This window comes from Nocardia flavorosea, from assembly GCF_015477805.1.
In the GTDB taxonomy this organism is placed as follows: domain Bacteria; phylum Actinomycetota; class Actinomycetes; order Mycobacteriales; family Mycobacteriaceae; genus Nocardia; species Nocardia flavorosea_A.
Map to the genome: position 1 here is coordinate 15,895 of NZ_JADLQL010000001.1, position 19,559 is coordinate 35,453.

19 protein-coding genes and 1 pseudogene are annotated in these 19,559 nt (G+C 67.5%); 9 read left to right on the plus strand and 11 right to left on the minus strand.

The genetic code is table 11. The features are described 5' to 3' along the window. Positions 1–117: 117 nt before the first annotated feature. Entirely contained in the window at positions 118–528 is a 411-nt protein-coding gene (locus IU448_RS00085) for a DUF5997 family protein (protein WP_280457491.1), read from the minus strand. 61 nt (positions 529–589) lie between these two features. Between IU448_RS00085 and IU448_RS00090 the strand changes: the two genes are divergently transcribed. Then, on the plus strand, positions 590–1,525 hold the full coding sequence (locus IU448_RS00090; protein ID WP_195053440.1) for a LysR family transcriptional regulator: 936 nt from the start codon (positions 590–592) through the stop codon (positions 1,523–1,525). A gap of 5 nt (positions 1,526–1,530) precedes the next feature. Here IU448_RS00090 and IU448_RS00095 read toward each other — a convergent pair whose 3' ends face one another. The 4 genes from IU448_RS00095 to IU448_RS00110 all read right to left on the minus strand — a co-directional run bounded on the left by IU448_RS00095 (position 1,531) and on the right by IU448_RS00110 (position 6,372). After that, on the minus strand, positions 1,531–3,066 hold the full coding sequence (locus tag IU448_RS00095; RefSeq protein WP_195053441.1) for an ATP-dependent DNA ligase: 1,536 nt from the start codon (positions 3,064–3,066) through the stop codon (positions 1,531–1,533). 76 nt (positions 3,067–3,142) lie between these two features. Continuing rightward, positions 3,143–4,555 carry a lipase family protein gene (locus tag IU448_RS00100; RefSeq protein WP_195053442.1) on the minus strand — a complete coding sequence of 471 codons (1,413 nt, stop codon included), beginning with the start codon at positions 4,553–4,555 and terminating at the stop codon, positions 3,143–3,145. Positions 4,556–4,799: 244 nt separating this feature from the next. Then, positions 4,800–5,792, minus strand: coding sequence for an Acg family FMN-binding oxidoreductase (locus tag IU448_RS00105; RefSeq protein WP_228811968.1), 993 nt, complete (start codon positions 5,790–5,792; stop codon positions 4,800–4,802). 94 nt (positions 5,793–5,886) lie between these two features. Next, entirely contained in the window at positions 5,887–6,372 is a 486-nt protein-coding gene (locus IU448_RS00110; RefSeq protein WP_195053444.1) for a DUF4383 domain-containing protein, read from the minus strand. 207 nt (positions 6,373–6,579) lie between these two features. Here IU448_RS00110 and IU448_RS00115 point away from each other — a divergent pair, with 207 nt between their 5' ends. From IU448_RS00115 to IU448_RS00130, 4 genes are all read left to right on the plus strand, one after another. Next, positions 6,580–7,488, plus strand: coding sequence for an SDR family oxidoreductase (locus tag IU448_RS00115; RefSeq protein ID WP_195053445.1), 909 nt, complete (start codon positions 6,580–6,582; stop codon positions 7,486–7,488). A gap of 364 nt (positions 7,489–7,852) precedes the next feature. After that, complete coding sequence (locus IU448_RS00120; protein ID WP_195053446.1) at positions 7,853–9,103, plus strand: oxygenase MpaB family protein; 1,251 nt, start codon at positions 7,853–7,855, stop codon at positions 9,101–9,103. Between the two features lie 22 nt (positions 9,104–9,125). Continuing rightward, positions 9,126–9,530: a group I truncated hemoglobin gene (locus tag IU448_RS00125; RefSeq protein ID WP_195053447.1), complete on the plus strand. Its 405-nt coding sequence runs from the start codon at positions 9,126–9,128 to the stop codon at positions 9,528–9,530. Between the two features lie 70 nt (positions 9,531–9,600). Beyond that, a complete protein-coding gene (locus tag IU448_RS00130; RefSeq protein ID WP_195053448.1) occupies positions 9,601–9,951 on the plus strand; it encodes a hypothetical protein in 351 nt (116 codons plus the stop codon). Positions 9,952–10,088: 137 nt separating this feature from the next. Here the strand turns inward: IU448_RS00130 and IU448_RS00135 are convergent. The 3 genes and pseudogenes from IU448_RS00135 to IU448_RS00145 all read right to left on the minus strand — a co-directional run bounded on the left by IU448_RS00135 (position 10,089) and on the right by IU448_RS00145 (position 13,532). Further along, positions 10,089–11,167 (minus strand): annotated as a pseudogene (locus tag IU448_RS00135) (hypothetical protein). Between the two features lie 747 nt (positions 11,168–11,914). After that, positions 11,915–13,117, minus strand: coding sequence for a lipid-transfer protein (locus tag IU448_RS00140; protein WP_195053449.1), 1,203 nt, complete (start codon positions 13,115–13,117; stop codon positions 11,915–11,917). Further along, positions 13,110–13,532, minus strand: a complete 423-nt coding sequence (locus IU448_RS00145) for a Zn-ribbon domain-containing OB-fold protein (RefSeq protein WP_062980267.1) — start codon at positions 13,530–13,532, stop codon at positions 13,110–13,112. Before IU448_RS00145 ends, IU448_RS00140 begins: the two co-directional genes overlap by 8 nt. A 154-nt stretch (positions 13,533–13,686) precedes the next feature. Here IU448_RS00145 and IU448_RS00150 point away from each other — a divergent pair, with 154 nt between their 5' ends. Further along, positions 13,687–14,475: a hypothetical protein gene (locus IU448_RS00150; RefSeq protein WP_195053450.1), complete on the plus strand. Its 789-nt coding sequence runs from the start codon at positions 13,687–13,689 to the stop codon at positions 14,473–14,475. A 260-nt stretch (positions 14,476–14,735) separates the two neighbouring features. Here IU448_RS00150 and IU448_RS00155 read toward each other — a convergent pair whose 3' ends face one another. Continuing rightward, positions 14,736–15,536 (minus strand): SAM-dependent methyltransferase, encoded by an 801-nt coding sequence (locus IU448_RS00155; protein WP_324188471.1) that lies wholly within the window; start codon positions 15,534–15,536, stop codon positions 14,736–14,738. A gap of 191 nt (positions 15,537–15,727) precedes the next feature. On the opposite strand from IU448_RS00155, the gene IU448_RS00160 reads away from it, so the two are divergent. Further along, positions 15,728–16,528: an inositol monophosphatase family protein gene (locus IU448_RS00160; RefSeq protein ID WP_195053452.1), complete on the plus strand. Its 801-nt coding sequence runs from the start codon at positions 15,728–15,730 to the stop codon at positions 16,526–16,528. Positions 16,529–16,604: 76 nt separating this feature from the next. On the opposite strand, the gene IU448_RS00165 is transcribed toward IU448_RS00160, so the two are convergent. Both IU448_RS00165 and IU448_RS29295 read right to left on the minus strand, forming a co-directional pair. Then, entirely contained in the window at positions 16,605–17,534 is a 930-nt protein-coding gene (locus IU448_RS00165) for an alpha/beta fold hydrolase (protein WP_195053453.1), read from the minus strand. A gap of 101 nt (positions 17,535–17,635) precedes the next feature. Beyond that, positions 17,636–17,764, minus strand: a complete 129-nt coding sequence (locus IU448_RS29295; protein WP_267466981.1) for a hypothetical protein — start codon at positions 17,762–17,764, stop codon at positions 17,636–17,638. 135 nt (positions 17,765–17,899) lie between these two features. Here IU448_RS29295 and IU448_RS00170 point away from each other — a divergent pair, with 135 nt between their 5' ends. Together IU448_RS00170 and IU448_RS00175 are read left to right on the plus strand one after the other, a co-directional pair. Then, positions 17,900–18,484: a TetR/AcrR family transcriptional regulator gene (locus tag IU448_RS00170; RefSeq protein WP_324188472.1), complete on the plus strand. Its 585-nt coding sequence runs from the start codon at positions 17,900–17,902 to the stop codon at positions 18,482–18,484. Between the two features lie 229 nt (positions 18,485–18,713). Further along, entirely contained in the window at positions 18,714–19,556 is an 843-nt protein-coding gene (locus IU448_RS00175; RefSeq protein ID WP_195053455.1) for a mycofactocin-coupled SDR family oxidoreductase, read from the plus strand. Positions 19,557–19,559: the final 3 nt, after the last annotated feature.

The window sequence follows — 19,559 nt, forward strand, 5'->3', positions numbered from 1 at the left end:
CGACGATCTGACCGTCCGGTACCTCGCCGGGCGTTCCGCGGCTGCCGATCGACGGCTCGGTAACAGTTGGGGGCGGCGCACGCCCACCCCCGACTACTGCTCGATTCGGCGCAGTGCCTAGTAGCCTTTCGGGGGCCGGTTGGTCGCTGCCCGGCGTTCGGCCTGCTTGGCCTGGGCCCGGTCTTCCTCGGCGCGGACGGCGGCATAGCTTTCGCGTTCGCGGACGAGCCACTCCGGCGGATCCGCCAGATAGGCGGCGATCTCGTCGGCGGTGAGCGAATCGGATACTCCGGCCCGGGCCAGGCCGCTGTTGGAGACACCGAGCTTACGGGCCACGATATCGCGCGGGAACGGCCCCGTGCGGCGCAGTTCGGTGAGCCACTGCGGAGGATTCGCCCGGAGCTCGTCCAGTTCGGTCCGGGATACCGGGCCGTTCCGGAACTCTTCGGGAGCCGCCGGAAGATAGATGCCGAGCTTGTTCGCCGCGGTCAGCGGCTTCATCATCTGCGATTTCTTGTCCGGGCTCACCGCTACAGCGTATCGGGCCGCCGAGCCGGGCCGGACGTCACGGTGCCATACGCTTGCCGGTATGAGCCGGTTTCCTTCGATCGATGTGCAACGCCTGCGCTGGTTTGCCGCAGTCGCGCAGGAGTTGCACTTCGCCCGCGCCGCGAAGGCCTTGCACATCTCGCGTCAGAAGCTCAGTCATACGGTCATCGACCTGGAGACCGAGCTCGGCACGAAACTGTTCGTGCCCGGGGCGCAGCCGACCCGGCTGACCGATGCGGGACGGGAGCTCCTGCGGGAAGCGCGCGAGATCATCGCCCGTACCGAGGGCGAGACAGCCACCACAGCCGATGCTGTCCCCGCTCCACTGCGGGTCGGGTTCGTACCCGGTGTCACCGTCACCAAATGGGAGCGGATCTGGGGGCAGCGGTTCCCGGACACCGCGCTCGAACTGGTCGCTGTCGCCCAGGCCGACCAGGAGGCGGCACTGCGCGCGGGCCTGGTCGATATGTGCTTCGTCCGCCTGCCGATCGACCGCACCGGCATGAACGCGATCCCGCTCTACCGTGAGCTACCCGTCGTGGTCGTACCCAAAGACCACGAGATTTCCCTGTTCGACGAGGTCGGTATGGCCGATCTCGCAGGCGAGCGCCTGCAGGACACCGCCGATATCGACGCTGCCAAATCTGCCCTCGAACTCGTCGCCGCCGGCGTCGGCGTCGCCATCGTGCCCCATTCGATCGCGCGCCTGCACCACCGGCGCGACCTCGTCTACCGCACCGTGACAGATGCCGACGACACCCAGATCGCCCTGGCCTGGCTGTCGGACCAGGCCGGCGATTCGATCGAGGAGTTCATCGGCATCGTGCGCGGCCGCTCCGAACACAGCTCCCGATCGCCCGCAGCCAAACGTGCCGAACCGGAGCCGCGGAAGCCGCAACCCGCGGGGAAGCGGCCGCATCCCGCGAAGAAACCGGGCACCTCCAAGAGGAAGCCGGCCCGCGGACGCAGACGATAACCCGTTCAGCCGCCCCGCTCGTAGAACGCGCGGACAGTGTCGACCGTATCGGCCTCGTCGGCGGATTTGTCGTCGCGGTAGCGCACCACGCGGGCGAACCGCAATGCCATACCGCCGGGATAGCGGGTGGACCCCTGCACCCCGTCGAAGGCGATTTCGACGACCTGTTCGGGCCGCAGCGTCACCACGTACCCGTCGGCCGGGCCGTCGGCGAGTTCGGTGAAGCGCTCGGTCTGCCACGCCAGCATGGCGCCGGTCATTCCTTTGAAGGTTTTGCCCAGCATCACGAAACCACCGGTGGCCGGATCGCGGGCGCCGAGGTGAATATTCGACAGCGTGCCGGTACGCCGGCCGGAACCGCGTTCGACGGCGAGTACCACCAGATCCAACGTGTGCACCGGTTTGACCTTGAGCCAGCCGGCACCCCGGCGCCCGGCCTCGTACGGCGCCGACAGTGATTTCGCCATCACGCCTTCGTGTCCGGCGGCGAGCGTGCGGTCCAGGAACGCCAGCGCCATCGCGCTGTCGGCGGTCACCAGGCGGTCGACGCGCTGGGCGGCGGGCACGAGTCCGTCGAGCGCGGCGAGCCGGTCCCGGGTGGGCAGATCGAGAAGATCGGTGCCGTCGAGATGGAGCAGGTCGAAGAAGAACACCGACAGCGGTTCCAGTTCGCCCGGGTGTTTGCGGCCGAACCGCGCGGCGGTGACCTGGAAGCGTTGCGGCCGGCCGTCGGGTCGTAACGCGATGGCTTCGGCATCGGCGATCAGATCGGTGGCCGGTAGGGCGAGGGTGGCCGCGACGACCTCGGGGAGGCGGGCGGTGACATCGTCGAGACTGCGGGTATACACCGAGACCGCCGATCCGGCGCGGTGGATCTGTACTCGCGCACCGTCCAGTTTGGCCTCGAATACGGCTGTTCCGCCGAGCCGCTGGAGGGCGTCGTCGACCCCTGTCGCGGTCTGTGCCAACATCGGCCCGACCGGCCGCCCGGCCCGGAGCCGGAACTCCGCCAGCGCGGGCCGGCCACCGATGAGCGCGGCGGCCGCCACGGTGGGCAGAGCACCGGCCAGCATCGCCGCGCGGCGAACCTCGGCGGCGGGTATCCCGGCAGCTCGGGCGATCGCGTCGGACATCACGCCCGCCAGTGCGCCTTGGCGCAACTCGCCACTGAGCAGCCGGCGCAGGAATACCTGCTCGGTATCGGTTGCCGTCGCGAACAGATCGCGCACCAGTTCGGCGCGCGCAGTCCGTGCACCCTTGCCGGCGACCGCCCCGATCCGCGAGAACCGCGCATCCACATCGGCGACCGTGAGCGTCGCTGTGGTAGCCGGTGGCGGCAGCGTCCGCAGTGCCGCCCAGCCCACGCCGATCTGGCGTTGCGGTAGTTCACCGGAAAGCCAGGACGCCGTCACCGTGACCAGGTGTGCGTCCCCGGCTGCCGCGACGCGGGTCAGCAGCGCGGCGAGGCGGTCGGTTTTGACCAGCCGTGCCGAGGCGGACGCGATCTCGGCGGATGCGGCGACGACCTCGGCTAACAGCACATCGACAAGCCTGGCACGGCCGTCGGCTCCGGGCAATCGTCGTTGCCGGCGCGGGGCTGTCCGCGTGGCGCGGCTTTCAGCATTCGCTGTGCGCCGGGATACCGCGCAGCCGCTCGTCCAGCCAGATCATGGCCTCGGGATAGCCGACCCCGGCCGCGATGACGTGTTCGCCGGGCACACTGCGGTACACCGCTGTGACGCCCAGCGCACACTGCTCACGGTAGAGATTGCGCGCGCCTTCGGCAGGGATCCAGAACTCCTGTTCACCGTTGTAGATGTAGAGCGGTGTCGCCGACGCGAGCCCCGCCATCCGGGTGACCTCGTAGATATCGCGAGCCAAAGCCGAACGCAGCGGGTCGGCGATATTCGCCGCGATATCGATCGGCAGGTGCAGTACACCGGGAAGCGCGAAAACGCTTATGCACTGATCCTTCATCGGCGAAGTGCTCACCCACTGGGCGAGATGGTTCATCCGGGCCAGGATCTGGGGCCGCTCCCGCGCGATACCGAATACGGCCGCCATGAACACGGCCGAGGCCAGATTGCCGTTCATGCTGCGGGCCAGGATCTCGTAGTCGGCGGGTACCCCGCCGAGCGCCGCACCGGCCAGCGACGGTGCGAGTTCGGGTGCGTAACCCGCGATCAGTTTCACCGCGCCGTGCGTGGCGATCGCACCGCCGGAGTAGCCGGTCATCGCGAAACGGCTCGCGCCGAACTCGTCCGGGCGCCAACTGCGCACCGCACGTACCGCGTCCAAGACCGCGTGACCCGCGACGTAGGGCTCGGCATAGGCCATCAGCGGCCCCTCGTGATCCGGGATGAGCACCGCATAGCCGCGCAGTACGGCCAGATGGGTAGTGGGTGGAACGAAATCGGTGACTGCGCTGTCGACCGAAATACCGTGCGCCAATGTGTAACCGGGCGTGCATCGACGGCCGAGAGCGTCGATCGGAAGATTGTTGACCACCACCGGCCGCGCCCCCGGTACCGGTGATGCCGTCGCCGGAATCACCAGCGTGGCCGTGGCGAAGGACGGTCGATCGTGCGCGTCGGTGGTTCGGTATTTGAACAGCACCGCCCGCCGGATCGGCACCACGATCAGCGGCGCGGCGGACGCTGTGACATCGCGGGCCTCGAGCACCGCACCGGGGGCGAAGCTCGCGAGGTCCGGCGGCCACCGGTCGAAAATCGGGTCGCCGACCGGCGTGGGCGACACTGCCCGATGCAACGCCGCCAGTTCCGGTGCCAGGTGGCCGGACTCGTCCCCGGGCGCCGGCTGGGGTAGCGGCGCGATCGGCGGCGGCGGAATCACCCGGTCGATCCACTGCTGGATACCGGGCAGGATCGTACCGCCGGTCGCCGCGGGCGGCGGTGACACCGGCAATCCGGGAATCGGGATCCCGGGCACCGGGGGCTGGGCGACGGCCGGCCCGGTGAGCAATGGCACGATGACGAGCAAGGCGAGAGCGCCGGCACGTAAACATCTCATGGCACACGCCCCTGGATGCGATGTCGAACTATGTGGCACCCGAGGAGATCTGGAGTGTGCTCCCCCGAAACGTCCCCTGTTGTACGGGGCCTGAGCTCAGGGTACGTGCCCGGCAGCCGGTTGCAGTGTTACGTCACAAGATTGAGACGCACTGCTACCGATTCGAAATAACGCGAGGACGCCACGGAATCGAACGAACAGCCCGACGATGGTTCGCAGTGCGTGGTCCGAGCGCCTCGGTCGATCAGAGTCCGGAACTCGTGGTGGACAGGATATCGCCGAGCGGTAGGCGCGGAGTTCGCTCCGGCGGGCGTTCGCGCTGCGGTGGTGCGCCGACCCTGACCAGCACCTGAGGCAGGTGATCACTGTCGAGCAGCCGGCGCACCGCGCGCCTGCTGTCCGGTACCTCGGTGAGGTGGGTGAGTGGACAGGTCGCATACCCCGCGCGGGTGGATTCGACGAGTACGGCCGAAAGGGTTTCGCCCGATCGCACGTGTTCTCCGGGGGTGTCCCCGGCGGTGGAAACGATCAGCACCTCGGCACGGTCGGGCGAGTCCGCGCCGGCCTCCGCGGCCGCCTCCGGTGTGGTCGGGAATTGGCGGCCGATATCGACCTGCTCATGTTCTCGCGGCGAAACCAGCGAAGTTTTCGGTACACCGGTGCCACCGATCACATGCCCGGTCCACCAGTGCAGCTCCGCGTGATAGTTCGAATCGTAACGCCGGCGCGCACCGGTCAGCCTGGTGGCATGGGCCAGCTCGGGGTGACTTTCTTCGGGCAGGATGCCCACGGTGGTATCCCGGGAATCGGTCGCCGCTCGCAGGATCGGCTCGAACTCGGGCCAGCCGGGCGGCGGTCCGAACGGGAGACGGTCCGTGTACCGCCGGTCGATGGCCGCCGCTCGATCGCTGTCGGCATCGGTGACGCCCGCGGACCGCTCGAACGTGATGTCCGCGATGTGGGCCCGGTTGCCGGGGTCGGGGAAACGCGCCACGGACGACCGCCACCCGGCGGCCGCCATGGCGTCCCGCAAGTGGCCCAGAGTGGCACCACAGCTGATCAGCATCTGACGGCCGCCCGGGTCGGTCGTGGTGAGCATCCGCTCGGGTACCGCGAAAAGCCGTAGTACTCCGCCGTCGAATTCCCACCGCCACGGCTGGCTGTTGTGCAGCGAGGGAGCCCGAGCCGCGAGACGGACGGCGTCCGCGATTGTCGAACCGCTGGGACCAGCGCTCATATGCTCGACCATACCTATCCGGAGGCGCCGGGTGTACGACCCACACGCGGTCCGTTCTCGTTCCTGCTGCGGCGGCCTCCGCGTTGCGGCGCAGCTATTCGATGATCCCGGACTGCCGCGCCGACAGGTGCCGGCCGGGGTTGTTCATCGCTCGGGGCAGGAATGCGCCGAGCGCGACCATGCCGAGCCCGAGCCCGAAGTGCAGCCAGTTGTCCGCGGTGTCGAGCGGAACGAAATTGGCGTCGCTGCTGTGATCGATCAGCAGGCCGTAGAGCCAGAGCAGCAGATAGATCAGCCCGCCCACCAGCAGGTACACGCGTGCCGCCACCGCGTTCACGCCCGCGGCCAGGCCCGCCACACCGAATACCAGGTGCACGACATTGTGCAGGATCGAAACGTTGAACAGGCCGAGCAGCTGCGCTTCGGAATGGTGCCCAGCCCATTCCATGCTGTCGTAGTTCGTGGTGATGCCCGGAATGAAACCGAGCACGCCGGCCAGGAGAAACACCGCGCCGACCGCCATAGCGGCGAGCTGAACCGGTGAACGGGCGGTGCGGGCCGAACTGGTGCGGTTCGACATGGTCTCGTCCTCCATTCCGCTGTCTTCGCAAGACCGTCTCGCGAATCGGCAACTGGCTTCGCCGCGAATGCCCACGCGAAGCCGTGACAAACCCGCCGGCGGCATTCAACGGCGGATCTGGACTGCGGCGGGTTTGCCCGCAGCGTTGCGGGGCATAGCCGGATGAGCCGTGGACCGGTCGCACCGCAAATGCCAGGAGGTTCTCGTATGCAGGACAAGAACGAGCACGGTGACGAGCCCCAGATCCTCTCCCAACCGCGGCCTCCCTACCCTGAGCAGCGGCAACAGGCCCCCGGTAACGAGCAGGAAGTGCGGCCGCGGCCGCATTACCGATCGGACCGCTACCGCGCGGCGGGCAAGCTCCGCGACAAGGTAGCGCTGATCACCGGCGGTGATTCCGGTATCGGCCGGGCCGTGGCCGTGCTCTACGCGCGCGAGGGCGCCGACGTCGCCATCGGGTACCTGCCCGAGGAACAGCCGGATGCGGAGGAAACACGCCGCGCGGTGGAGGCCGAAGGTCGCAGCTGCCTGCTACTGCCCGGCAACCTCGCCGAGAAGTCGTTCTGTTACGACATCGTCGAGCAGACAGTGCGGGAATTGGGGGGTCTCAACATTCTGGTGAACAACGCGGCCCATCTGAACAGTCAGTTGGACTTGTCGCAGCTGTCCTTCGAAGACTGGGATCGGTCGTTCAAGGTGAACGTGTACGCCTACTTCCATTTGGTGCAGGCTGCGCGCCCGCACTTGAAGGCGGGCGATGCGATTATCGCGACCGCTTCGGAGGAGGCCCTGAAGGGCAGCGATACGATGATCGACTACGCGGCCAGCAAGGCCGCCCTGGTCAATTTCACCAAATCCATCGCCTTCCACTTGGTCGCGGACGGAATCCGGGCGAATGTGGTAGCTCCCGGCCCCACCTGGACCGTACTCAATATCGCCGACCCGAACATGCCACAGGAGGGGCTCGCTCAGCTCGGCAGCAACGGTCCGATGGGTCGGGTGGCGCAACCGGAGGAGCTTGCGCCGGCGTATGTGTACCTGGCCTCCGATGCGGATTCCAGCTACACCGTCGGTGAGATCCTTGCCGTCACAGGCGGTTTGACCACTACTCGTTGAGCACCGCCTGCCGCGCGCCGTGGCGCCGGTTCCGTCCTGCCGGACGTGGCTGTATCGGTCGCCGAAGTCGACCGCGGGCTTTTCGATGTGATTAGCCATTCTTGATTGGTGACTCATAATCGGTGCGTACTGGCCCGGTCGTTTCGTGGGCGTGGGCGCGGTCGCCGATTCGGTGATGCGCGGTCGTACGGGCCGATAGTTCGCTGTTCGCCGCTGTTTTGCTGAGTCTTCGTCTGTCAAGGCCGTCGAACTCGAAAACCTGGACAGCTGTCTGGTACAGCTGGTAAGTTATGGACCATTCCGCTTCGGTGGAGTGACAGGTTTCACCGTTCGGTGGTGATCGAACTCAATGAGGAGTGGCGGCATGGACGGACTCAGTAGGCGAAACGCATTGAAGGCCGGTGGGGTAGCGGGGGCTGCCGGGGCGTTCGCGATGGTGGCGGCGACGTCTACCGGGCGAGCGCAACCGTGGACATGGTCACCGCAGGGTTCGGTAGCCGGAACCGGTTCCGGCGCCGACCCGATGACGGTCTGGGACCCCGAGGCCGACGAACTGGTCGCCGGGCTGATCGACCGGGGCGAAGTACCCAGGATCAACGACGCGTTGCGAACCTGGACCAAGAACGGACAACCCCTGCCCGCCGGTTTGCCGCCGGAACTGCGGGACTTCATGGAGTACGCCCGGCAACTGCCGCAGTGGACCGATCCGGCCAAGCTGACCACCGCCATCGAGTTCAACAAGAAGCGCGGACTGTATCTCGGTGTGCTGTACGGGTTCGCCAGCGGGATGATGAGCACCGTCATCCCCAAGGAAGCTCGCGCGGTCTACTACTCCAAAGGCGGGCACGATCTCGAGGACCGGATCTCCAAAACCGCCAAACTCGGCTACGACATCGGCAGTAACAACGCCTACGCCCCCGACGGTGAAATGATCGTCACCTGCGTCAAGACCCGGCTGGTGCACGCGGCGGTGCGCCACCTCCTGCCGCAGTCACCGCACTGGGCGCACTCCGCCGCGGAAGACATCCCGATCAGCCAGAACGACATCATGGTCACCTGGCACAGCCTTCCCACGACCGTCATGAAACATCTGACCAATTGGAAAGTGCCGATCCCGGTACACGAATCGGCGGCATTCCTGCACTCCTGGCAGGTGGCGGGACATATGCTCGGCGTTCGCGACGAATACATCCCGAAATCGTGGCCGGAAGCCGACTCCCAGGCGGCGCAGGTCCTCGATCCGATCCTGGCGCCGACGCCCGAAGGGATCAAACTGGCCGACCGGTTGCTCAGCTTGGGCGCCAATATCGACCTCACCATCCTCAGCAAGCCTGTTCTCGGCGCATTCACCCGCTTCCTGCTCGGCGACCGGATCGCCGACGGCCTGCACATTCCCCGGGAACCGGTTTGGGATCCGCTGCTCCGGTTCAGCTGGGGCCCGTTCATCGCCGTACGCGAGGGCATCCTCACCGCCGTTCCGCCGGCTGCCGATCCCTATTGGTTGCTCGACGAATTCCTCCGCAAGGCCGCCCTGATGTATCTGTCCGAACTGCGGATGCCGATCAGCATCGAAATTCCCACCATGAACCGCGATATGAGCGTGCCGCCGCGCTGAACCACCGGAAGGTGTAGAAACCATGTCATCCTCCGTATCGTCCGGGTCCGCGCCGGACCCGGCCGCGGCTGCGCCGATCTATGAGCGGATCGGCGGCCGGGAAGCCCTGGAGGCCGTGGTCGAGGACTTCTACGAGCGTGTCCTCGCCGACGAAGTCCTACTGCCGTTCTTCACCGGTATCAACATGTCCCGGATGAAAGGCCGGCAGGTCGAGTTCTTCGCCGCGGCTCTCGGCGGTCCCGATCCTTATATCGGGGCCCCGATGAAACAGGTACACCAGGGCCGCGGTATCATCCGCTATCACTTCGACCTGGTTGCCTGCCACCTCACCGATGCGCTGACCGGCGCCGGCGTGCCGTCGGACCTGGTCGCCGAGATCATCGTCGCGGTATCGCCGCTGGCCGACGAGATCGCGTCGAATTCGTGAACACACACCACACGGACCCCGGGTACCTGTATTTCCGGATGTGCCGTTCGACCACCAGCAAGGGAGCGCGATGACGCCCACCACTCTTCGCCTTGCCGTCGCCTCGATCGCGGCCGCGAGCCTCGTCGGCACCGCCGCGCAAGCGACGGCTCAACCGGTCGCGCTCCCGGCGCCCACGCCCGTGGCCGAGGGCGGATCCGGTACCGGCTCGTCGGCCGTGGACTCCGGGTCGGCAGCCGCGCGGACGGCCGGGATACTCGTCGGGAACGGCGATATCATCGGCATCATCGTCCTGCTCGGCGTCACCCCGTTCCAGATCCTGACCGATGGCGTCTGCGATCTGGCCACCCTGTCGGCTCTGCCGAGCCCCTGCTCCCCGGGACCCGCCCATTATCCCGGGGCGAGGGCCACCCAGCGGTGAGGAACCGTCAGCGGACGGCGCAGCTCACGCGGTGAGCCCGGAATCACGAATGGCTTCCCAGCGGCTCCAGCGAGTACAGGCTAGAAGTCGAAGTGCGGTCCGGGACGACATCGCCGCGGTGGATGGGCCGGGCCTGGTTACGCGACCGGCCGATCGGTTGCTGCCGGTGCGGGCATACCGACTCGTACGGAGATCTGATGGGACAGGACGGCCATCGCGAAGACACCCACCCCACGGCCGCTACTGCGCCGAATCCTTCCGTCGCGAAATCGGCGAATGCGTTCAGCACGGTGAATATCAGCGCCGCGACGCGCAATGTCTGCAGTGGCCAAAGTGGACCCGTGCGGCGATAACAGACCGCCGCCGGAGCCGCTGTAGAGAACGTCAGGCAGGCGCTGAGGAAGAGGATCAGTTCGGCGATACCCATCCGGTCCAGGTCGATAACGGTGTCGGCGGTCCGCAGGGTCAGCCCACCGGTCAGCAATGCGACGACCCCGGTGATCACCCCCGCCGCCGAGGCCGCGACCAGCACCCAGCCGATGATCGGCACCCATCGTGGGCTCCGCAAGAAGCCGGGAACCAGGCGTGGCGCGAATTGCTGGACCGAATACAGCCGGTCCACCCGATGTTCGGCCGCGTCCAGCAGCAGCCGGATACCGTGGACGGCCCGCGGATCGGCGCCTCCCGTCGCGGCGCGGTCCAGCATCGCGCGGGCCGCGCCGCGCCGGTGCGCGGGTAATCCGCCGGCCATCCCGGTCGCTGCGATCGCCGCGGCATTGGCAAGGTATTCGTCCACCGTCGGCGCCCGCACGACCCGCACCAGCCGGTTGGCGACCAGGATCACGAGCACCATTACATACATGATCTCGGCGGCGGGACCATAGAAGTAGTCGTTGTCGGCGGTGACGAATTTGCCGACTTCGTCGAGGAACAAACCGAACCCGATACCGCCGATCACCACAGTGATGGTCCGCGCGGTGAAACCGAGCAGAAGCCAGCCCATCAGCAGCGCTACCATCATGGCGGCACCACCGTACAGGGCGTGCGCAATATGCAGTGAACCACCGCCGACCTGCGGATAATCGGTGAGTGCGAGATAGGCACGAGTCACCAGGATGGTGGTGATCGCAATGATCAGGAATGTTTCGGCGGCCGCGTTGCCGTAGACATTGCGCACGAACCTCGTGCGTCGCCCGGTGGCACGGGGCGCGGGCAGTTCGTTCACGGCACCGTCCGGTTCGTCGACCGGCGCTGCGCGGTTTATCTGATGCCCGTTGTCCCGAACCACTGCCTGCCCCTGCCGTCGGACCTCGTGGTGAGCACTCCGGCATATGCGCCGGAAGGTGACCATAACTCGGTACCGGGGCAAAATCGGGTAGCCACTTTCGGTGGTGTGCGGTCGGCCGGGGCATCGTGCGCAACGTCGCGCCCACGCCGGAGACGATGTGGGAGACCTTTATCTCGCCGGCATACGGACCGCCCGCGGCTACCGCGTCCGCCCCGGCCGTACCGCGGAACGCATCCGTTCACCGTCGGAAAACGCGTGTACCGCACCGGCGATCACGCCCGCCGCGCCTCGTGCACGAGACGCCGCCGCGGTTTCACGGCCGGGCCGTGGACCGCAGCCTCCGGCCGAGCCGGCCTTGCCGCGACGGTACGAAGCGGCCGGCGACGAGCGGTGCCACCTGCGGCACCACGGGTTACCTCGGGGCCGCAGGCGAGGGTGCGCCGCCGGGCGCTATCTCTGCGCATGTCCGACTCCCGGCGGCCACACCGCCGACGGTGAAGCAGTGCCGTCCACCTCCGCTGTGCCGAACACCGTCCTACAACTGCCCGCGGCCCCAGTCGGCATCTCTTGCCGTCGAAGGGGCGACCACGGTCACGGACCGGACGGTTCTCACCGGTCGAGCCTCGCAGGCGCTACGGACCGGCGTTTTCGGCGGCTGAACGGGGTGGCCCCGGTTCAGCGGGTGGCGATGATCGCCGAACCGTGGCCGAAGAGGCCCTGGTTCACCGCGATACCCGTCCGGGCATTTTCCACCTGGCGGCCGTCGGCTTCGCCGCGCAGCTGCCAGGTGAGCTCGCAGACCTGCGCGATGGCCTGCGCGGGAATGGCTTCGCCGAAGCAGGCCAGTCCACCGCTGGGGTTGACCGGTATCCGCCCGCCCAAGGTGGTGGCGCCGCTGCGCAGCAGCTCCTCCGCACCGCCGATCTCGCAGAGCCCGATGTCCTCGTACCAGTCCAGTTCCAATGCGGTGGACAGGTCGTACACTTCGGCGAGCGACAGATCGGCAGGACCGATCCCGGCTTCCTCGTACGCGGCGTGTGCGACGGCGGAACGGAATTCGCGCGGTGGCGGCTGGACGGCCACGGCGGAATCCGTCGCGAAATCCGGCAGGTCGATCACGGTTTTCGGGAATGTCGGCGTCACCGTCGACAGTGCCCGGATCCGGACCGGGTCGGTGACACCGTGGCGGCGCGCGTATTCCATCGATGTCAGCACGAGTGCCGCGCCGCCGTCACTGGTGGCGCAGATGTCCAGCAGGCGCAGCGGGTCCGAGACGACCGCCGAGGCCGCGACCTCTTCGGCCGAGACCTCCTTTCGGTACCGGGCATACGGGTTGTTCAGGCCGTGCTTGGCGTTCTTCACCTTGACCGCGGCGAAATCGTCGAGCGTGGCGCCGTGCAACGCCATCCGCCGGCGGGCGTACAGCGCGAAATAGATGGGGTTGGTCGCGCCGAGCAGATGGAAACGCAACCAGTCGGGATCGTCGCGGCGTTCCCCGCCGACCGGCTGGAAGAATCCTTTCGGGGTGGCGTCCGCGCCCACCACCAGCGCTACATCGCACAACCCGGCCAGAATCTGGGCGCGCGCGTTGGCAACGGCCTGGGCACCCGACGCGCAGGCGGCGTAGCTACTGGAGATCCGCGCCCCGGACCAGCCCAGCGCCTGGGCGAACGTCGCACCGGAGACGAACCCGGGGTATCCGTTGCGGATGGTGTCGGCGCCGGCGATATAGCCGACGTCGCGGTGGTCCACGCCCGCATCGGCCAGCGCCGCCCGTGCCGCGACCAGACCGTACTCGACGAAGTTACGTCCCCATTTGCCCCACTGGTGCATACCCGCACCGAGAACGGCGATATCGCGGTCATTCGACTCAGGCATCGACCGGCCTCCACATCCACACCGTATGCTCCGCTTCCTCGTCTTCGTACAGCACGCCGAGGGTCAATTCGACCGGCATGCCGACGGCCAGATCGTCCACCGTGAGACCACGCACCACCTGCCCGAGAATCACCATCTGCTCGACCTCCAGTTCCACCGCCGCGACGACGTACGGCTCGAACGGTTCGGGCGAGACATACGGCGGTGGCGGCTTGTACCGGGCGTCCGCATACGACCAGATCCGGCCGCGCGTGGAGAACAGGTACTCGGCGAGTTCGGAGCCGTCCTTCGGGCCGGTGCACTGCGGGTTCCGGCAGGCCAGCGTGTTCCGTGGGAAGTACGGCGTGCCGCAGGTGGTGCAGCGACTTCCCTTCAAGCGCACCGTGCCGTCATCCGCGGTGAACCAGTCGGCCACGGCGGGGCGTTGTTCTTTCTGCACAAACCCGACCGTATAGGAACACGTTCTACTTTGGGTTCGAAACCCACTCCATGGGAGTGCGACCGAAGGTACGGTGAGGCCGGATCGGGAGGTAACGGCCTTCTCGAGTCGATCTGGAGTACCACACACGATGGGCAGCGAAGTCATCGAACCGCAGTCGATCCGCAACGTCACGGTCGTCGGGGATCCCGATGCGACCACACGAGTCGTGCACCGCCTGCTCCGCGATCTCACCCGGACCGGGACCGGCGTGCCGGGCACGGTCCACTGGACCACCGACCGCACCGAGCACACGATCCGTCTCGCCGAGTTGTCGAGCCAGGCCCCCATCGCTGTCCTGGAACGGTCCATCCGGGTTGCCGACGGTCTGATAGCGGTCCTGGACGCCGCCGCGAAACGCGACTCACGCCTCGAGACGGCGCTGCGCATCGCCGACGATCACCAGGTCGCCCGGCTGTGCCTGGTGACCGGCCTCGACGATCCCGTTGCCGACTTCGGCCGCTGCGTCCGGATGGTCGCGGACGCGCACGGGGCCGCTCCGGTGGCGCTGCAGATCCCGCACGGCACCGGCACCGGTTTCGACGGTGCCGTCGATCTGATCTCGATGCGGGAGTCCGGCCGGCAGGCCCCCGGCACTGCCGGCGACCGACCGAATATCGCGGGGGAGTGGTACCGCGACCTCGTGGACACTGTCACGGATCCGGACGACAGATATTCCGGCGGCGTTCCCGGAGTGTGGACGATCCCGGCCGGCCGATTGCACGACCGCCTCCGCTACCTCGCCCGTATCGGCGATATCGTCCCGGTCCTGTGCGATACGACGCCGCGGCGGCATATCGCCCCGATTCTGGACGCCATCGTCCGCTACCTGCCATCACCGCTGCATGTCTGCCAGCCGGAACACGTCCTCGACTATTGACGGCGTCGCCGCTGAGCAGCTGTTGCGACCCTCCGGCGCCTGCACTGCGGCCACGGTAACGAACGACCGTCTGCTCGGGCAGTCGGACGCCCGCGTATTCCTGTGTCCGTGGCTTCGACCATTACGCGCCCGGGGTCGCTGTGCGATCGAAGGCGCGCCGGACTCACTCCTCGGCGAACTTTGGTGCGCGGATCGGCGACCGCGGACCTTGCCGGCGGCTGTGTGCGCCGTGCCGAGCGCGACCTTCGAGATGGGGCCGGCTACACCGGCTTGCGGCCGACTGCCGCGTACAAGGGCAGGATGCGGTCGTAGGCGGCGGGCTGGTCCATCCGCGGCCGCCATCGGTGCAGCGGGACAATTCCCGGCTCGGCCATTTCGAGACCGGTGAAGAACCGCTCGAATTCGTCGCGGCTGCGCGGCTGCATGGCGATTCCGCTCTGGGTATAGGTCGCGACGGTGCCTGCGACGCCCTCGGGGTCGATCTCGGCGGTCAGATGCGTCATCGCCAGGTAGCTGCCCGGGGCCAGTGCGCCCAGCAGGGTTGCGACGGCAGCGTAGATCGCGTCACCCGGAACGAAGTGGGCGATCGCGATGAGGCTCAACGCGGTCGGTACGTTCGGGTCGAGGGTGTCGGTCAGCGCGGGCGCGGACAGAATCGATTCCGGTTCGGTGAGATCGGCGTTGATGTAGCCGGTGCGGCCTTCCGAGGTGCCGGTCATGAGTGCTCGCGCGTGCGCGAGGACCAGTGGATCGTTGTCCACGTACACGATCCGCGCGGCCGAGTTCACCTCCTGGACGACCTGATGCAGATTCGGGGCGGTCGGAATCCCCGTGCCGATATCGAGGAACTGCCCGATCCCCGTCTCGGCCGCGAACCGCGCGGCCCGGTGCATGAAGTCTCGATTGGCCCGTGCGACCTTTCGGGCATTGGGAACCGCCTGTTCCACCTTGGCCGCGGCTTCCTGATCGGCTGGATAGTTGTCCTTGCCGCCGAGCAGGTAATCGTAGATCCGGGCGCTGTGCGGCTTGTCGGTTTGCAGATCCAACGACTTTCCCGCCACAGCAGACTCCGATCCGAGAACAACACCGGTACAACACTGTCGACGATATCGCCGCTTCGCACACGGCCGCATGTGAGGTGTGGAGATCGGTGCATACCAAGTGGATTCGTCGCCGATACGACGGCGCGCAGCAACCCCTCTGCGCGGCGGGCCCGGTGGCGCTGTCCGTTTGCTGCGGATAGCTTCAATGGGTGCAGGACCACCTCGACGACCTCCGATTCGCCCATGTCCTCGCGGATTCCGCCGCCGCGGCGAGCATGGACCGCTTCAAGGCCCTCGACCTCGTGGTCGAATCGAAGCCGGATCTGGATTCGGTGCGCGAAGCCGCGACCGAGGTGGAGAAGCTCATTCGCGGGCAGTTGCAGCGGGCCCGGCCCCGCGATGCCGTTCTCGGCGCGGGGGAGGGGCTGGCGGGCACCGGGCCGCGCTGCTGGGTGGTCGACGCCATCGACGGTCTGGAGAACTACGCGCGCGGTGTACCGGTATGGGCCACGCAGATTTCCCTGATCGAAGCGTCGGAGGTCGGTTACCGGCCGGTGGCGGGGGTCGTCTCCGCCCCCGCGCTCGGCCGCCGGTGGTGGGCAGCGCAAGACCACGGTGCCTTCACCGGCCGCAACCTGTCTTCCGCCACTCGCATGCACGTCTCGGGTGTTTCGGCGTTGCCGGACGCGTCGTTCGCGTATTCCACCCTCGCGGGTTGGGAAGAGCGAGGCAGACTGGGTGGTCTGCTGGCGCTGTCCCGGGAGGTATGGCGCACGCGCGCGTACGGCGACTTCTGGCCCTACATGATGGTCGCCGAAGGTGTGGTCGATATCTGCGCCGATCCGGACCTTTCACCGCTGGAGATGGCCGCGCACGCCGTTATCGTCACCGAAGCCGGGGGCGTCTTCACCGGGCTCGACGGTAGCCCCGGACCGCTCGGGGACAGCGCGGCCGCGTCGAACGGCCTGCTGCACCACGAGTTGCTCGGATACCTGAGCCAGAGTTGTTGACGGGGCCCGGTATCGGTGGGCCGGCCGCCCGCAGGCGGTGCTGTCCGGCGTGACTCGCACCGGCCGTGGCGCGGACTCACCGGTCGTGGCGCGGATTCACCGAGTGGCCGTGCCTGACGCTGTCCCGGCTTCCCGCCGTATGTGCGAGGACGGCTGCCGCGACTTCCTCGTGTACCTGCGGCGGCAGTGTATGGCCCATACCGGCGACGATTCGAAGCTGTGCCCCTGGTATCAGCTCGGCGATCACCGCGCCGTGACCTGGTTTAACCGGTTCGTGGCTGCCTTCGATGACCAGTGTGGGGGCTTTGATCCGGGGAAGTGCACCGGTCGGTTCGAAGTCCGGGTGAGCGGCCGCGGCCAGCCGGTGGTTGGTGGCCGCCGCGAGGTCGCGAGCCCGGTCGTAGATCCGTTCCTGCAGTTCGCGTGCTGCCGTCTCGTCGAACGGCAGGCCGGTGCCGTGCAGCAGGCGCTGTTCGGCGACCATGCCGTCGATGCCGGTGGCGCGGTCCTGCGGGGGTGGTGCCGCCATGAGATCGCGGTAGAAGGCGACGAATTCGGGTGCCGGTTCGGGCAGGCTGCCCGGAGGCTGGGGTTCGCCGAGTAGAGCGCGCATGAGTACCGAGCCTTCGTGGCCCCCGAGCGGTGAGGAGCCGATCACCGTCAGTGAACGCACCCGTTCCGGCCGTTGCACCGCGACGAACTGGGCGAGCAGGCCGCCCGCCGAATGCCCCACCAGATGAGCGCTTTCGAGGCCGTGTGCGTCCAGTACCCGATAGACATCGTTCTTGATGTCTTCCCAGGTATAGGGCCGGGCCGCGAAATCGACGGTATCCGACATCCCGGTGTCGCGATGGTCGTACCGGATCACGCGGCGGCCGCCGGCGACGAGGCGCTCGATGAACTCCTCCGGCCACAGGATGCCCTGCGACATCGATCCCATGATCAGCAGGATCGGCGTATCCGTCGCGGCGCCGAACTCCTCGCTCCAGATCTTCACATCACGCATATCGTCTCCTCTGTGGCGCTACCGGGCGCCGATCGTGTTCCGGTGTTCCGATCCGGCCGCTTCGCCGGCGCCGGTGTAGTGCCGGCGGCTCGGATGTGGGGCTAGCGGCCGCCGCGCCTGCTGTGGCGCGGCAGGGCCTTCTTGACGATTGCCGCGCGCGGTGGTGCCGGCCGGGCGGCGAGACGCTGCTGATCGGCCGGAACGGGGAAGGTGCCGTGGAGCTTTCGCATATCGGTTCCGCCTTTCGACGAGGACGGTGGAATTCGAGAGAGTCGGGGCGGTGACCCGCTGCTCCTTACCGCCTCGCTTGTAGTACTCTGGATGAAGTGATTTGAACTGTAGTACTACAGATGGAGTGGTGTCAAGTGGTCCGTACGAATCCCCAGCGGCGCCAGGCGTTGCTGGACGCATCGATCGAGGTCCTGGCCCGGGAAGGCGCCCGTGGCCTGACCTTCCGCGCAGTGGACAAGGAGGCCGAGGTGCCGGCGGGCACCGCTTCGAACTATTTCGCCAACCGTGACGACCTGCTGGTTCAGGCGGGGCACCGGTACTACGAGCGCCTGGTCCCCGACGAATCGGTGCTGATGAAACTGCAGGGACCTCGTTCCCGTGAGACCGTCACCGAACTCATGACCGAAGTCGTCGGGCGCGTCACCCGGTTCCGCACCGGCTACCTCGCGCTGCTCGAACTCCGGCTGGAGGCCACCCGCCGACCCGAGCTGCAAGCCCTGCTCACCGAACGGGTCCGAGCGGATCTGGACTTCAATATCCGCAACCACGTCGACAACGGAATGCCGGGCGACGAGAACACCGTCGTCCTGCTGTTCCTCGCGCTCAACTGGCTCATCCTCGAACGTCTCACCCTGCCCGGTGTGTTCACCGAGGAACGGGTCGACGAACTGGTCCGCATGGCGGTCGAGCGCGCGATTCCCGCCACCGGCGGGGCTTGAACGGCTGCAGTCACGGTATCCGGCGAACTAGCCGGGCGGGGGCCGTCCGGCGCCGGTTCGTGCGCCGCCAGCGCCCTTGACTGTCATATGGACACCCGTCTAACTTCGATTCAGCCGCCGAGAGAAGTGGGCCGGTCGGAACCCGCTCGGGACCCCTCGGCGAATACCCCGTAGCGCGGGCGGCCGGAGCCGGTCATCCGCCCCGCAAACGATGATCGAAGGTGCCACGATGAGTAATCCGACCGAACCGCTGCTGGGACAGGTGGCCCTGGTGACGGGCGCGGCCCGCGGCCAGGGCCGCGCGCACGCGGTCCGGCTGGCCGAACAGGGCGCCGATATCATCGCCATCGATGCGTGCGCGCCTATCTCCGGCACCGTCACCTATCCCGCCGCCACCGCGGATGATCTCGCGGAGACCGCGCGACTGGTGGAGTCGGCGGGCCGCAAAATCCTCACCCGCACGGTCGACGTCCGGGATCTGGCGGCGCTGCAGGAATTGGTGGCCGACGGTGTCGCCCGGTTCGGCCGGCTCGATGTGCTGATCGCCAACGCGGGAGTGCTGAGCTGGGCCCGGCTGTGGGAGATGAGCGAAGAGCAGTGGGACACCGTCGTCGACGTCAACCTCAGTGGTACGTGGCGCACGATCCGGGCCGCGCTCCCGGCGATGATCGAGGCGGGCAACGGCGGCTCGGTCGTCATCGTCAGTTCGTCGGCCGGGTTGAAGGCGACACCGGGCAACGGGCACTATGCGGCGTCCAAGCACGGGCTGGTGGCGTTGACCAATACGCTGGCGCTGGAAGCCGGTGAATTCGGTATCCGGGTGAACTCGATCCACCCGTACTCGGTGGACACCCCGATGATCCAGCCCGACGACATGATGGCGATGTTCGGCAAGCATCCCTCGTTCCTGCACAGTTTCCCGCCGGTGCCACTGAAATCGGCCAACGACGGGCAGAGCGGTTTCATGCCGGTCGAAGACGTCGCCGAAGTGGTGGCGTGGCTGGCCGGTCCTGCATCGGTGGCCATCACCGGAACGCAGGTCCCGGTCGATGCGGGAGCGCTGAAGTACTGAGGG

What these genes read in the sequence shown, in the direction of transcription:
- IU448_RS00175 (WP_195053455.1), top strand. Translation starts at nt 18,714, where the DNA reads ATGAGTAATCCGACCGAACCGCTGCTGGGACAGGTGGCCCTGGTGACG.
- IU448_RS00165 (WP_195053453.1), bottom strand. Translation starts at nt 17,534, where the DNA reads ATGCGTGATGTGAAGATCTGGAGCGAGGAGTTCGGCGCCGCGACGGAT.
- IU448_RS00130 (WP_195053448.1), top strand. Translation starts at nt 9,601, where the DNA reads ATGACGCCCACCACTCTTCGCCTTGCCGTCGCCTCGATCGCGGCCGCG.
- IU448_RS29295 (WP_267466981.1), bottom strand. Translation starts at nt 17,764, where the DNA reads ATGCGAAAGCTCCACGGCACCTTCCCCGTTCCGGCCGATCAGCAGCGT.
- IU448_RS00125 (WP_195053447.1), top strand. Translation starts at nt 9,126, where the DNA reads ATGTCATCCTCCGTATCGTCCGGGTCCGCGCCGGACCCGGCCGCGGCT.
- IU448_RS00100 (WP_195053442.1), bottom strand. Translation starts at nt 4,555, where the DNA reads ATGAGATGTTTACGTGCCGGCGCTCTCGCCTTGCTCGTCATCGTGCCA.
- IU448_RS00150 (WP_195053450.1), top strand. Translation starts at nt 13,687, where the DNA reads ATGGGCAGCGAAGTCATCGAACCGCAGTCGATCCGCAACGTCACGGTC.
- IU448_RS00140 (WP_195053449.1), bottom strand. Translation starts at nt 13,117, where the DNA reads ATGCCTGAGTCGAATGACCGCGATATCGCCGTTCTCGGTGCGGGTATG.
- IU448_RS00120 (WP_195053446.1), top strand. Translation starts at nt 7,853, where the DNA reads ATGGACGGACTCAGTAGGCGAAACGCATTGAAGGCCGGTGGGGTAGCG.
- IU448_RS00105 (WP_228811968.1), bottom strand. Translation starts at nt 5,792, where the DNA reads ATGAGCGCTGGTCCCAGCGGTTCGACAATCGCGGACGCCGTCCGTCTC.
- IU448_RS00115 (WP_195053445.1), top strand. Translation starts at nt 6,580, where the DNA reads ATGCAGGACAAGAACGAGCACGGTGACGAGCCCCAGATCCTCTCCCAA.
- IU448_RS00090 (WP_195053440.1), top strand. Translation starts at nt 590, where the DNA reads ATGAGCCGGTTTCCTTCGATCGATGTGCAACGCCTGCGCTGGTTTGCC.
- IU448_RS00110 (WP_195053444.1), bottom strand. Translation starts at nt 6,372, where the DNA reads ATGTCGAACCGCACCAGTTCGGCCCGCACCGCCCGTTCACCGGTTCAG.